This window comes from Roseateles sp. UC29_93, assembly GCF_042695725.1.
In the GTDB taxonomy this organism is placed as follows: domain Bacteria; phylum Pseudomonadota; class Gammaproteobacteria; order Burkholderiales; family Burkholderiaceae_C; genus Roseateles; species Roseateles noduli_A.
Map to the genome: position 1 here is coordinate 4,673,741 of NZ_CP170545.1, position 13,420 is coordinate 4,687,160.

The 13,420-nt window shown below is 69.3% G+C and carries 6 protein-coding genes; 1 reads left to right on the forward strand and 5 read right to left on the reverse strand.

Going from position 1 to position 13,420, the window contains the following annotated elements; genetic code table 11:
• Positions 1 to 43: 43 nt before the first annotated feature.
• Positions 44 to 9,496, reverse strand: a complete 9,453-nt coding sequence (locus ACFJIX_RS21815) for a beta strand repeat-containing protein (protein WP_377154806.1) — start codon at positions 9,494 to 9,496, stop codon at positions 44 to 46.
• A 582-nt stretch (positions 9,497 to 10,078) separates the two neighbouring features.
• On the opposite strand from ACFJIX_RS21815, the gene ACFJIX_RS21820 reads away from it, so the two are divergent.
• On the forward strand, positions 10,079 to 10,573 hold the full coding sequence (locus tag ACFJIX_RS21820; RefSeq protein WP_377154807.1) for a VOC family protein: 495 nt from the start codon (positions 10,079 to 10,081) through the stop codon (positions 10,571 to 10,573).
• A 41-nt stretch (positions 10,574 to 10,614) separates the two neighbouring features.
• On the opposite strand, the gene ACFJIX_RS21825 is transcribed toward ACFJIX_RS21820, so the two are convergent.
• The 4 genes from ACFJIX_RS21825 to ACFJIX_RS21840 form a co-directional block, all read right to left on the reverse strand.
• Positions 10,615 to 11,295: a DUF6928 family protein gene (locus ACFJIX_RS21825; RefSeq protein WP_377154808.1), complete on the reverse strand. Its 681-nt coding sequence runs from the start codon at positions 11,293 to 11,295 to the stop codon at positions 10,615 to 10,617.
• Positions 11,296 to 11,335: 40 nt separating this feature from the next.
• On the reverse strand, positions 11,336 to 12,265 hold the full coding sequence (locus ACFJIX_RS21830) for an alpha/beta hydrolase (protein WP_377154809.1): 930 nt from the start codon (positions 12,263 to 12,265) through the stop codon (positions 11,336 to 11,338).
• A 140-nt stretch (positions 12,266 to 12,405) separates the two neighbouring features.
• Complete coding sequence (locus ACFJIX_RS21835; RefSeq protein WP_377154810.1) at positions 12,406 to 12,840, reverse strand: response regulator; 435 nt, start codon at positions 12,838 to 12,840, stop codon at positions 12,406 to 12,408.
• Positions 12,841 to 12,880: 40 nt separating this feature from the next.
• Positions 12,881 to 13,408, reverse strand: coding sequence for a FlxA-like family protein (locus tag ACFJIX_RS21840; protein WP_377154811.1), 528 nt, complete (start codon positions 13,406 to 13,408; stop codon positions 12,881 to 12,883).
• Between the last annotated feature and the right edge of the window lie 12 nt (positions 13,409 to 13,420).

Genomic DNA, 13,420 nt, shown 5'->3' on the forward strand with positions numbered 1-13,420 from the left:
ACGGCAAACCGGGGGCGCGAGGCCCCCGGTTCCGCACTGCCGCTTAGATCAGCGGAGCAGCGCCGTTCTGGTCGTCTTCATGCAGCTTCTTGTAGGCCGCGCTCATGACGTCGTGGTTCACCGTGTCGGTCGCCGCGGCGGTGGTCGCCGCCGTGGTGGCCGTCGCGGTCTGGGCCGTCGCGCCGCCGAGCAGGTTGGCTTCCGGCTGGGCGAGCAGGTCGCCCAGGTGCGGCGTCGCCGCCGTGGCGCCGGTCGCCGTGTGCTGCGAGCCGTCCTTGGAGAACCACACGTCGGTCATCTCGTGCGTCGTGCCGTCGGCCTTGGTGAAGCTCGACACCAGACCCAGGACGTTGCCGTTGTCGACCTCAGTGCCCTTCGTGGCGCCCAGGTTCAGGTCGGTGATGCCCAGGTCCGCCAGGGTCTTGAGCTCGCCCGTGTCGGTCTTGCCGTCGTGGTTGGCGTCGACCCAGACCTGCAGCTTGCTGAAGTCCACGTCCTTGCCGTTGACGTGGCCGTCATGGTTCGAGTCCAGCGAGGCGAGGGCGGCGAAGCCGTCCAGGCCCTTGCGGCCGTTGACCGTGGTGCCGGCCCCGAAGAGCTCCGCACCGCTGTCGATCGAGCCGTTGCCGTTGCGATCCATCACCAGCAGGCCGTCGTTGCCGCCGACCCAACCCCACTTGTCGTTATGACCGGTGGCGTTCAGGTCGAAGTTCACGCCGTGCGACGCGGACACCGTCTGGATGCCGTTGCCGTCCAGGTCCAGCACGATCGGCGAGGCCAGGAACAGCGCGTTGGTCTGTTCACCGCTGAAGCCCGCCGTCTGGTCGGAGGTCATCGCCAGCACCTGCTGCATGTTCATGCTGGCCAGGTCCTGCGTGTCCCAGCCGATGAACTGGTCGGACGTCATCGCCACGATCTGGTCCGTCGACAGGCCCTGCACCTGGATGGAGGTCAGCGCATGGATGTCGCTGGAATCCATCGCCAGGATCTGGTCGGTCGTGAACGCGTGGAACTGCGAGGACGTCAGCGTCGCGAAGTGCGTGCTGGTCATCGACGCGATGTCCTCGGTCGACAGGGCCGCGATCTGGTCCGTGCCCAGCGAGCGCAGTTGCGCCGTGCTGAATTCATGGACCTGGTCGCTGGTCAGCGCCGCGATCTGGTCGGTGTTGAACGCGTGCAGGGCGGTCGTGCTCAGCGCATGGATGCCGTCGGTGGTGATCGACGCGATGTCGGCGGTCTCGATGCCGGCCACCTGCGTGGCGCCCACCGCGCTCCACTGCTGCGAGGTCAGGGCGTGGATCTGATCCGAGGTGAAGGCCTCGAAGTCCGCCGAGCCGAAGGCCACCATGTTGGCGCTGCTGATGGCCGCGAGGTCGCCCGTGTCGATCGCCTGCACCTGGTCGGTGGTGAAGGCGTGCAACTGGGCCGAGCTCATCGACACGATCTGCTGCGAGGTCAGCGCCTGCACGTCGTCGGTGGCCAGCTGGCTCACCTGCAGCGTGCTCAGCGCGGCGACCTGCTGCGTGCTCAGTGCCGCGATCTGGTCGGAGCCCAGGGCTTCCAGCTGCGCGCTGTCCAGCGAGCGGATCGCCAGCGTGCTCAGGCTGCGCAGGTCACCGGTCTCGAAGGCCGCCATCTGGTCGGTCGTCAGGCCGTCGACCTGGGTCGAGCTCAGGGCCGCGGCTTGCGACGAGCTCAGGGCGACGATCGCGTCGGTGCTCAGCGCGCCGACCTGGGCCGAACCGAAGGCCTGCAGCTGCGTCGAGGTCAACGCGGCGACGTCGTCCGTCGTCATCGTCGAGATCTGCGCGGTCGTCAGGGCCTGCAGCTGGGCGTTGCTCAGCGAGCGGATCTGGCCGCTGGTCAGCGCGTTCAGGTCGTCGCTGGTCAGGTTGGCGATCTGCGCGGTCGTCAGCGAGGCGACCTGCAGCGTCGTCAGCGCGGCGATCTGGTTGCTGTCGAGCGCTTCCAGCTGATCCGTGCCGAGGGCGCGCAGGGCGACCGTGGACAGTGCCCGCAGGTCGGCGGTTTCCATCGCGGCCATCTGGTCCGTCGTCAGGCCCTTGACCTGCGCCGAGGACAGCGCGGCCACCTGGGCGGAGCTCAGCGCGATCACCGAGTCGGTGCTCAGCGCGCCGATCTGGGCCGAGCTGAACGCCTGGACCTGCTGCGAGGACAGCGCGGCGACGTCGTTGCTTTCCATCGTCGAGACCTGGGCGGTCGTCAGCGCGGCGACCTGCTGGGTCGTCAGTGCCTTGACCTGGGCGCTGGTCAGCGCGTTCAGGTCGTCCGAGGTGAGGTTGCTCACCTGGCCGGTCGTCAGCGCGGCGACCTGCTGGGTCGTCAGCGAGGCGACCTGGTCGGAACCGAGGGCCGCGAGCTGGTCGCTGGTCAGCGCACGCAGCGCCACCGTGGACAGGGCCTTCAGATCACCGGATTCGATCGCACCGATCTGGTCCGTCGTCAGGCCGGCGACCTGCTTGCTGGTCAGCGCGGCGACCTGCAGCGAGCTCAGCGCCACGACCGCATCGGTCGTCAGGGCGCCGACCTGGTCGGAGCTCAATGCGGCCACCTGGTTGGTGGCCAGCGCGGCCACGTCGGCGGTCTCCATCGTCGAGACCTGCGCGGTCGTCAGCGCGGCCACCTGGGCGGTGCTCAGCGCCTTGATCTGCGCGCTGGTCAGCGCGTTGAGGTCGTCCGACGTCAGGTTGCTCACCTGGCCGGTCGTCAGCGCGGCGACCTGCTGGGTCGTCAGCGCGGCGATCTGGTCGGAGCCGAGGGCTTCGAGTTCCGCCGAGGTCAGCGACGCCACCTGACCCGTGGTCAGGGCGCGCAGCTGGCCGGTGGTCAGCGCGGCGAAGTCGTCCGTGGCGAACTGGCTGATCTGGCCGGTCGTCAGCGCGGCCACCTGGGTGGTGGTGAGCGCTTCGACCTGGTCGGAGCTCAGCGCCTGCAGCTGGTCGCTGGTCAGGGCGCGCAGGGCGACCGTCGACAACGACTTCAGGTCACCGCTTTCGATCGCGGCCATCTGGTCGGTCGTCAGGCCGGCGACCTGCTTGCTGGTCAGCGCGGCGACTTGTGCCGAGGTCAGGGCGACGATCGAGTCGGTGCTCAGCGCGCCGACCTGGGCCGAGCTCAGCGCGGCGACCTGGTTGGTGGCGAGCGCCTGCACATCGGCGGACTCCATCGCGGCGACCTGGGCGGTCGTCAGCGCGGCGACCTGCTGCGTCGTCAGGGCCTTGATCTGGCCGCTCGTGAGGGCGTTCAGATCGTCGGAAGTCAGGTTGCTGACCTGGGCGGTCGTCAGTGCCGCGACCTGCTGGGTCGACAGCGCGGCGACCTGGTCGGAGCCCAGCGCTTCCAGCTGGGCCGAGGTCAGCGCCTGCAGGGCGTTGGTCGACAGGGCCTTCAGGTCACCCGTTTCCAGGGCGGCCATCTGGTCCGTCGTCAGGCCGGCGACCTGCTTGCTGTTCAGCGCGGCGACCTGCGCCGAGCTCAGGGCGACCACGGCGTCGGTGCTCAGCGCGCCGACCTGGCCGGAGCTCAGCGCGGCGACCTGTTGCGAGCTCAGCGCGGCGACGTCGTCGCTGGTCATCGTCGAGACCTGACCGGTCGTCAGGGCGGCGACCTGCTGGGTCGACAGCGCCTTGATCTGGCCGCTCGTGAGGGCGTTCAGGTCGTCCGAGGACAGGTTGCTGATCTGAGTGGTCGACAGCGACGCGACCTGGACGGTCGACAGCGCGGCGATCTGGTCGGAGCCCAGCGCGTCGAGCTGGTCGGTGCCCAGGGCACGCAGCGCGACGGTGGACAGGGACTTCAGGTCGCCCGTCTCGATCGCGGCCATCTGGTCGGTCGTCAGACCGGCGACCTGCTTGGAAGTCAGCGCGGCGACCTGCGCCGAGCCCAGGGCGACGATCGCCTCGGTGCTCAGGGCGCCGACCTGGGCCGAGCCCAGGGCCTGCACCTGCGCGGTGGTGAGCGCGGCGACGTCGTCGCTGGTCATCGTCGAGACCTGGCCGGTCGACAGCGCGGCGACCTGCTGGGTCGTCAGCGCCTTGATCTGGCCGCTCGTGAGGGCGTTCAGGTCGTCCGAGGACAGGTTGCCGACCTGCGCGGTCGTCAGCGCGGCGACCTGGACGGTCGACAGCGCGGCGATCTGGTCGGAGCCCAGCGCGTCGAGCTGGTCGGTGCCCAGGGCACGCAGCGCGACGGTGGACAGGGACTTCAGGTCGCCCGTCTCGATCGCGGCGATCTGGTCGGTCGTCAGGCCGGCGACCTGCTTGGTCGTCAGCGCGGCGACCTGCGAGGAGGTCAGCGCGACGATGGCGTCCGTGCTCAGTGCGCCGACTTGCGACGAGCTCAGCGCGGCGATCTGGTTGGTCGCCAGCGCGGCGACGTCACCCGATTCCATCGTGTTGATCTGGCCGGTCGTCAGCGCGGCGACCTGCTGGGTCGTCAGCGCCTTGATCTGACCGCTCGTGAGGGCGTTCAGGTCGTCCGAGGACAGGTTGCTGACCTGGCCGGTCGTCAGCGCGGCGACCTGCTGGGTCGTCAGCGCGGCGACCTGGTCGCTGTTCAGCGCGTCGAGCTGGGCGGTGCCGAGCGCGGCGATCTGGGCGGTACCCAGGGCGCGCAGCTGGCCGGAAGTGAATGCACCGAAGTCGTCCGTGGCCAGCTGGCTGACCTGACCGGTGGTCAGCGCGGCGACCTGGGTGGTCGACAGCGCCTGGACCTGATCGGTCGACAGGGCCTGCAGCTGGTCGCTGGTCAGCGCACGCAGGGCGGTCGAGGACAGCGAGCGCAGGTCAGCCGTCTCGAGGGCGGCCATCTGGTCGGTCGTCAGACCGGCGACCTGCTTGCTGGTCAGCGCGGCGACCTGGCCCGAGGTCAGGGCGACGATCGAGTCGGTGCTCAGCGCGCCGACCTGGGCCGAGCTCAGCGCGGCGACCTGGTTGGTGGCGAGCGCCTGCACGTCGGCCGATTCCATCGTCGAGACCTGGGCGGTGGACAGCGCGGCGATCTGCTGCGTCGACAGGGCCTTGATCTGGCCGCTGGTCAGCGCGTTCAGGTCGTCCGAGGTCAGGTTGTTCACCTGGCCGGTCGTCAGCGCGGCGACCTGCTGGGTCGACAGGGCAGCGATCTGGTCGGAGTTCAGCGCCTCCAGTTGGGCGGAAGTCAGCGACTGCAGGGCGTTGGTGGCCATCGCCTTCAGGTCGCCGGATTCGAGCGCGGCCATCTGGTCGGTGCTCAGGCCCGCGACCTGCTTGCTGTTCAGCGCGGCGACCTGCGTCGAGGTCAGCGCGACGATCGAGTCCGTGTTCAGCGCGCCGACCTGGGCGGAGCCCAGTGCGGCGACCTGCGCCGTGGTCAGGGCCTGCACGTCGGCGGATTCCATCGTCGAGACCTGCGCGGTCGTCAGGGCGGCCACTTGCGCGGTGCCCAGCGCCTTGATCTGCGCGCTGTTGAGCGCGTTGAGGTCATCGCTGGCCAGGCCGGCGACCTGCGCGGTCGTCAGCGCGGAGACCTGGACCGTGCTCAGGGCGGCGACCTGGTCGGAGCCCAGCGCGTTCAGCTGATCGGTGGTGAGGGCGCGCAGCGCGGTGCTGCTCAGCGCGCGGAGGTCACCGGTCTCGATGGCGGCCATCTGGTCGGTGGTGAGGCCGGCGACCTGCCTGGTCGTCAGCGCGCCCACCTGGGCGGAGCTCAGGGCGACGATCGCGTCCGTGCTCAGCGCGCCGATCTGGGCCGAGCCCAGCGATTGCAGCTGCGTGGTGGTCAGCGCGGCGACGTCGTCGCTGGTCATCGTTGCGATCTGGCCGGTCGTCAGCGAGGCGACCTGCGCGGTCGACAGCGCCTTGATCTGGCCGCTCGTGAGGGCGTTCAGGTCATCGGAGGTCAGGTTGCTGATCTGACCCGTCGTCAGCGAGGCGACCTGGGCGGTCGACAGCGCGGCGATCTGGTCGGAACCCAGGGCCTCGATCTGGTCGGTGCCCAGGGCGCGCAGCGCGGCGGTGGACAGCGCCTTCAGGTCACCCGTTTCCAGGGCGGCCATCTGGTCGGTGGTCAGGCCGGCGACCTGCTTGGTCGTCAGCGCGCCCACCTGGGCGGAGGTCAGCGCGGCGACGTTTTCAGTCGACAGCGCACCGACCTGCGCCGAACCCAGCGCGGCGACCTGCGCCGTCGTCAGGGCCTGCACGTCGGCGGATTCCATGCCGTTGACCTGGCCGGTGGTCAGCGCGGCGACCTGGGCGGTCGACAGCGCGCGGATCTGGGCCGAGCCCAGCGCGTTCAGGTCGTCGGAAGCCAGCGCCTGGACCTGGGCGGTCGTCAACGCGGCGACCTGGGCCGTCGTCAGCGCGGCGATCTGGTCGGAGTTCAGCGCATCGATCTGCGCGGTCGTCAGGGCGCGCAGCGCGTTGGTCGACAGCGCGCGGACGTCCACCGTCTCGATGGCGCCGACCTGGTCGGTCGTCAGACCGCCGACCTGCTTGGTCGACAGCGGGGCGACCTGCTGCGAGCTCAGCGCGGCGATGTTCTCGGTCGACAGCGCGCCGACCTGGTCGGAGTTCAGTGCGGCGATCTGCTGCGTGGACAGGGCCTGGACGTCGTTGCTCTCCATCGTGGAGATCTGCGTCGTCGTCAGGGCGGCCACTTGCTGGGTCGACAGCGCCTTGATCTGGGCGCTGGTCAGCGCGTTCAGGTCGTCGGAGGTCAGGTTGGCGATCTGGCCGGTCGTCAGCGCGGCGACCTGCGCGGTCGTCAGCGCGGCGATCTGGTCGGAGCCGAGCGCGGCGATCTGGTCGGTGGTCAGCGCGCGGATGGCCGCGGTGCCCAGCGCCTTCAGATCGCCCGTCTCGAGGGCGGCCATCTGGTCGGTCGTCAGGCCGGCGACCTGCTTGGTCGACAGCGCGGCGACCTGCGAGGACGTCAGGGCGACGATGTTGTCGGTCGACAGGGCGCCGACCTGGTCGGAACTCAGCACCTGCACCTGGCCGGAGCTCAGCGCCTGCACGTCGGCGCTTTCCATCGAGGAGACCTGGGCGGTCGACAGGGCGGCGACCTGGGCGGTGCCCAGCGCGCGGATCTGGGCCGAGCCCAGCGCGTTCAGGTCATCGCTGGCCATCGCCTGGACCTGGCCGGTCGTCAGGGCGGCGACCTGCTGGGTCGACAGGGCGGCGACCTGGTCGGAATGCAGCGCATCGAACTGGTCGGTGGTCAGCGACCGGATCGCGGCCGTGGACAGGGCGCGCAGATCCTGCGATTCCATCGCAGCCATCTGGTCGGTCGTCAGACCGGCGATCTGCTTGGTCGACAGCGCGGCGACCTGTGCCGAGCTCAGCGCGGCGACGTTGTCGGTCGACAGCGCGCCGATCTGGGCCGAGCTCAGCGCGGCGACCTGCGCCGTCGTCAGCGCCTGCACGTCGGCGCTTTCCATCGAGGAGACCTGGGCGGTCGACAGGGCGGCGACCTGGGCGGTGCCCAGCGCGCGGATCTGGGCCGAGCCCAGCGCGTTCAGGTCATCGCTGGCCATCGCCTGGACCTGGCCGGTCGTCAGCGCGGCGACCTGGGCGGTCGACAGCGCGGCAACCTGGTCGGAGTTCAGCGCGTCGAACTGGTCAGTGGTCAGCGAGCGGATCGCGGCCGTCGACATGGCGCGCAGGTCGGCGGTCTCGATGGCGGCGACCTGGTCGGTCGTCAGACCGGCGATCTGCTTGGTCGACAGCGCGGCGACCTGGGCGGAGCTCAGGGCGGCGATGTTTTCCGTGGACAGCGCGCCCACCTGGCCCGAGCTCAGGGCCTGGACCTGACCGGTGGTCAGGGCCTGGACGTCGGCGCTTTCCATCGCGGAGATCTGGGCGGTCGACAGGGCGGCGACCTGGGCGGTGCCCAGCGCGCGGATCTGGGCCGAGCCCAGCGCGTTCAGGTCGTCGCTGGACATGGCCTGCACCTGGCCGGTGGTCAGCGCGGAGACCTGTTGGGTCGTCAGCGCGGCGACCTGGTCGGATTGCAGCGCATCGAACTGGTCGGTGGTCAGCGAGCGGATCGCGGCGGAGGACAGCGCACGCAGGTCCTGCGACTCGATGGCGGCGATCTGGTCGGTCGACAGGCCGGCCAGTTGCTTGGAGGTCAGAGTCGCGAACTGGCCGGAGGTCAGCGCGACGATGGCGTCGGTGGACAGCGCGGCGATCTGGGCCGAGCTCAGCGCGGCGACCTGGCCGGTCGTGAAGGCCTGGACGTCGGCCGACTCCATGCCGGAGACCTGGTCGGTCGACAGCGCGGCGATCTGGGCGGTGCCCAGCGCGCGGATCTGCGCGCTGCTCAGCGCGTTCAGTTCATCGGTCGACAGCACGGCGACCTGGCCGGTCGTCAGCGAACCGATCTGGGTGCTGGTCAGCGCCGAGACCTGGTCGGAATTCAGCGCCTGGACCTGATCGGTCGTCAGCGCGCGGATGGTGGCGGTCGAAAGCGCCTTCATGTCATCGGAGCTGATGGCCGCCATCTGGTCGGTCGTCAGGCCCTTGACCTGGGTGGAGCTCAGGGCGCCGATCTGGCCGGAGCTCATCGCCTCGATCGAGTCGGTGCTCAGGGCGCCGACCTGGGCCGAGCTCAGCGCGCGGACCTGCGCCGTGGTCAGCGCCTGCACGTCGGCGCTGTCGACGCCGGCCAACTGGTCGGTGGTCAGCGCGGCGATCTGCTGCGTGGTGATGGCGCGGATCTGGTTGGTGTCCAGGGCGGCGATCTCATCGCTGGCCAGCTGGCGGATCTGCTGCGTGGACAACGCGCCGATCTGCGCGGTGGTCAGCGCGGCGACCTGGTCGGAGTTCAGCGCGGCGATCTGGTCGGTGCCCAACGCCTTGACGGCGGCGGTGCTCAGCGCGTGCACGGCGTCGGAGGTGAGGGCGGCCGCCTGGTCCGAGGTCAGCGCGGCGGTCTGCGTGCTGCTCAGCGCGGCGGCCTGGTTGGTCGCCAGAGCGGCGACGCCCTCGGTGGAGAGGGCGGCGACTTGTTGCGAGCTCAGGGCCTTGATCTGGTCGGTCTTCAAGGCCTGCAGGTCGTCGGAGGCCAGGCTGCCCATCAGGCTGGTGGAGATGGCGGCCACCTGCTGCGTGGTCAGCGCACGGATCTGGTCGGAGGCCAACGCGTTCAGGTCATCCGATTCCAGGTTCTTGACCTGCTGCGTGGTCATCGCGCCGACCTGCCGGGTCGTCATCGCGCCGAACTGGTCGGAACCCAGGGCATTCAGCTGAGCGCTGGTGAAGGTCTGCACCGCGGCGGTGGTCAACGCGCGCAGGTCGTCGGTCTCGATGGCGGCGATGTTGGTCGTCGTGAACAGCGACACGGCCTTGGTGCCGAGCGTGGCGAACTGCGAGGTCGTCAGCGCCTGGAACTGCTCGGTGGTGAACGCGGCCCAGTCTTCGCTGGTCAGGCGCGCCAGGGTCGTCGACGTGAGGGCGGCGATCTGGTCGGTCGTCAGGTTGGTAATCAGCGATGCCATCTTGGAACTCCGTGAACCTATGGGGGGCGGATGCGCCCATAGGCGCGAGGTGGGGTTGGGTCAGCTTGTTGTTGCCGGGCACCCGAACTTCCGGATGCCGTCATTCGGTTTTCGGTCGCCGATTGACAAACTTGAGCTAGCCCAGAAATGTTATTGGCGGCTTGCTTAACGTGAACGGAACAAAAGGGCCGGGAGTCGGCCTCAGTTCACGGTTACAGAAGCGGCGTAAAGCCCGCGAACGCGGGGGGAGGGATGCTTGCCGAGGCAAGGGATTTCGGCGCCGTTGTCGAACGATCGTTCACTTGTCACGCGCCAGACATCCAATGGTGATCGGCACTTAGGCGTGATCCTGAAGTCCGGATGCACGACGAGGACCGGCCCGATGAGCGACGGATTGCTGCAGCGCGCGCCTGAAACACGATGTAAGCAGTGTGAACGAAGTCTGAGGAAACCCTGGGCGGGCCCTGGGCTCGACCGGGCTTGGCGTGTGTCGGGCGTGATAAGTTCACGGGTTTCCAGCCGGCCGGTCACGCTCAGTTTCCAGGGTATGACACCCCTATTAGTTATTGACGGCCAATCAATATGACGATGAACGCAACGAAGCCTTATCGGATCCTCGGCATCCAGCAGATCGCCATCGGCGGGCCGGACAAGGCAGCGCTGCGCCGGCTGTGGGTGGACGTGCTGGGGCTGGAGGTCACCGGCACGTTCGTGTCGGAACAGGAGAACGTCGACGAGGACATCTGCGCGATCGGCGCCGGGCCGCATCGCGTCGAGGTCGATCTGATGCAGCCGCTGGATCCGGAGAAGCGGCCGGCGGTCCACGCGACACCGCTCAATCACGTCGGGTTGTGGGTGGACGATCTGCCCAAGGCGGTGGAGTGGATGACCGCGAACGGGGTGCGTTTCGCGCCGGGCGGCGTCCGCAAGGGCGCGGCAGGCCACGACATCTGCTTCATTCACCCGAAGAGCAGCGGCGAGTTCCCCATCGGCGGGGAGGGCGTGCTGATCGAACTGGTGCAGGCGCCGGACGACGTGGTGAAGGCCCTGGGCGGGCCGTGCGGCTCAGGCGCCTGAGCCGCACGGCCGGGGCGTCGCGTGCGCCACGGCCAGCCCCGTCACCAGAACTTCCACCAGGGCGAGGGCTCGGACGTCTCTTCCGTCGCCGCCTTGCGCCGCGTGCCCGAGCGCTGGAAGTGCAGCAAGGGGATCGAGAACGGATCGACGCTCGCTGCGCCACTGCCCTCGAGCTGATATCCGAACCGGGCGAGCAGGACCTCTTCGCCCAGCTCCAGCGGATGGAAGGGCAGGGGGTAGGCGTCCTCGCCCGGGTCGCTGGTCACGCGCTGCTGCTCCGCCCAGTACGGCGCCTCGAAGGGCAGCGGCTCGCCGATGTCCTCCAGGATGCCGCTGTCGGGGGACAGGCTCAGGGAGCGGATCAGGCGTCCGTCTTCCCAGACGGCAAAGGCGAACCAGTCCACCACGCTGTGCATCGCGTGCAAGGTGATCCGGCGTTTGCCGGCGATGTCGAGGAAGCGGCCCGGCAGCTGCGACGGGTGGTCGACCGCAAACTCGCTGGCCGCGATGATGGAGACGCCGGGGAAGCAGCCGATGAACATCAGCGGGTCCGGCGGATCGGTGTAGCTCAGATCGCCTTCGCCGATCAGTTCGAGCGACTCTCCCGGGAAGAGCCGTTCCGCCAGCGCGCGCGTGGCATCGCGGTCGAGCGCCGGCTGCCCTTCCAGGGCCGCGCGAGCGTCGCCGTCCGAGATGACCAGCATCCAAGTCTTGGCCCCCATGCGCCATCCTCTCCGTTCAGTGGCGAGGATGGTAATCGCGTCAACCCTCGTACGGCCCTTTCCCGGGCAGCGCCCACAGCAGGCCGAGCGTCGCGCCGGCCGGCGCGACGGTGAGATGGTCCTCGCCGGCCAGAACGCGGCTCTCGATGCGCAGCGACTTGTAGCGGCGCCTGCGCAGCTGTGTCTCGAACCGGCGCACGTCGGCGACGAGGTCGCTCTCCTTGTTGAAGCGCGGTCCCGGCGCGACGGCCTCGTAGGCGCCGACGTACTGGAAGACACGGGCCGCCAGGTCGGTGTGCTGCTTCGCGTAGGCCGCTTCCTGCTCGAACACCAGGTGACGATCGAACCAGAACGACGGACTGCCGAGGATGTAGTGGCTGAACAGCGCCGGCCTGGCGAGCAGGACCTGCGCCGCGAACAACGCGCCGTAGGAATGCCCGAGCAGCACGCGGCGGGCCGGGTCGAGCTGGTAGCGCGCGGAGATTGCCGGTACTGCGATGTCGGCCAGGTACTTGAGATAGGCCGCCCCTTCGCCGTAGCGCGGCGCGCCATAGCGATCGGCGGGCCGCCCGGGCCGCGTCCGGGGATCGCTCGGGGTGTAGTCGCGCGAGCGCATCTCCACGGCGGATTCATCCGCGGGCCCCGCCAACCCGACGACAGCGAAATCGGCCAGGTTGCGACCCTGTTGACCCACGCGGTTGCGCAGCGCTCGCACGAGCGGGAATGCATAGGGCGCATCGGTCACGAACACGGCCGGTCGGGGACCGGTGTTTGGAGGTGCATTCGGCGGCAGGTCGATCCAGACCTCGTAGCGGCGGCCGGTGGCCGGATCGGGCAGCGGATGGACGAAGGTGCCGGGCAGGGCGTAAGGCCCGGTGGCATCCGGCAGCGCGGGCGCGGCGATGGACCGGGTGGTCGGCATCAGCAGCGAACCCAGCGCCGCGGCGAGGACTTGCCTGCGGTCGGTCATGCGAGGGAGCGGGAGCAACGAAGGGTCGCGAGTGTCTCGCGGCGTGGCGGCGGGGCACTCCCTGGAAGCCGTTACGTGCGTTACGTGCGTTACGGGCGTCGGATCCTCGTCAGGTGCGCGCGCCAGGCCCCGCGCGTGCCTCAGTCGACCAGGATGTTCCGGTTCTTCAGCGTCAGGTGGATCTTGTCGCCGACCGTGTCCTTGTTGAAAGGCTTGACGATGTAGCCGGTCGCGCCGAGCTGGGCGGCGCGGATGATGTCTTCCTTGCGGCCCTCGGCGGTGACCAGCAGGACCGGCACCTTGCGCAGCGGATCGGACTCCGGTTTGGCGCGCAGGGCCTCGAGGAGCTGGAAGCCGTTCATCACCGGCATGTTCACGTCGCTGAGGACGAAGTGGACCGGTTCGCCCGACTCGGCACAGAGTTCGAGCTGGCGCAGCGCGGCCTTGCCGTCCTCGGCTTCGAGGATCTTCTTGAAGCCCAGCTCGCGGAGCAGCCCGGAGATGATGCGGCGCATGGTCGAAAAATCGTCGACCACCAGGAAACAGAACTCTTCGCGTTTGATCGTCGTGACCATGTGGAACCCCTTCAGGGGTGGAATCCTAGCGTGAGGAGGCTCAGGCGTATTCGTCGAGGAGGGCGCCCAGCGACGCGTGAGCGGGAGAGCGCCTCGCGCCGGCCTCATCAGCGTCCCGATCCTGGTCCCGGTCCTGAGCCTGCGTCGAGGCCTGGGGCGCGGCGCTCTGGCCGGATCGCTCCGCTGCCTTCGCTTGCGCGGCCTCCGCCGCCTGTTTCTGGATCTGGGCGATCTGGTCCATCACCATCTGCATCTGGGTTTGCAGCAGCTTCTGGCGTTTTTCCTTCGCCTGGGCGTCCATCGTCGAGTCCGAGGCGAGATCCTTCATCTGCTTCTGCAACTGCTTGAGTTGCGATTGCAGACGTGCGATCTGCGCGTCGGGGCCGGTGCCGGAGGCCGCGGAGGAGGTCCCCGTCGAGGTCGATGCCGAGGAGGCGGAGGGGATGGCGACGTGCATGATGGATTCCCGGGCGATGCTCCGATATCGGCCCCCGGGGCCGGGTCTTGAGGGGGCCCCGGGGCGACCGCGTGCGTGCAGCGGCCGCCCCGGACCCGCGCCGAGGCTCACGCCGGGGTCATG

Bases quoted from the DNA above. Each gene is read 5' to 3' on its own strand.
- ACFJIX_RS21830 (WP_377154809.1), bottom strand. From the start codon at position 12,265: ATGACCGACCGCAGGCAAGTCCTCGCCGCGGCGCTGGGTTCGCTGCTG.
- ACFJIX_RS21815 (WP_377154806.1), bottom strand. From the start codon at position 9,496: ATGGCATCGCTGATTACCAACCTGACGACCGACCAGATCGCCGCCCTC.
- ACFJIX_RS21825 (WP_377154808.1), bottom strand. From the start codon at position 11,295: ATGGGGGCCAAGACTTGGATGCTGGTCATCTCGGACGGCGACGCTCGC.
- ACFJIX_RS21835 (WP_377154810.1), bottom strand. From the start codon at position 12,840: ATGGTCACGACGATCAAACGCGAAGAGTTCTGTTTCCTGGTGGTCGAC.
- ACFJIX_RS21820 (WP_377154807.1), top strand. From the start codon at position 10,079: ATGACGATGAACGCAACGAAGCCTTATCGGATCCTCGGCATCCAGCAG.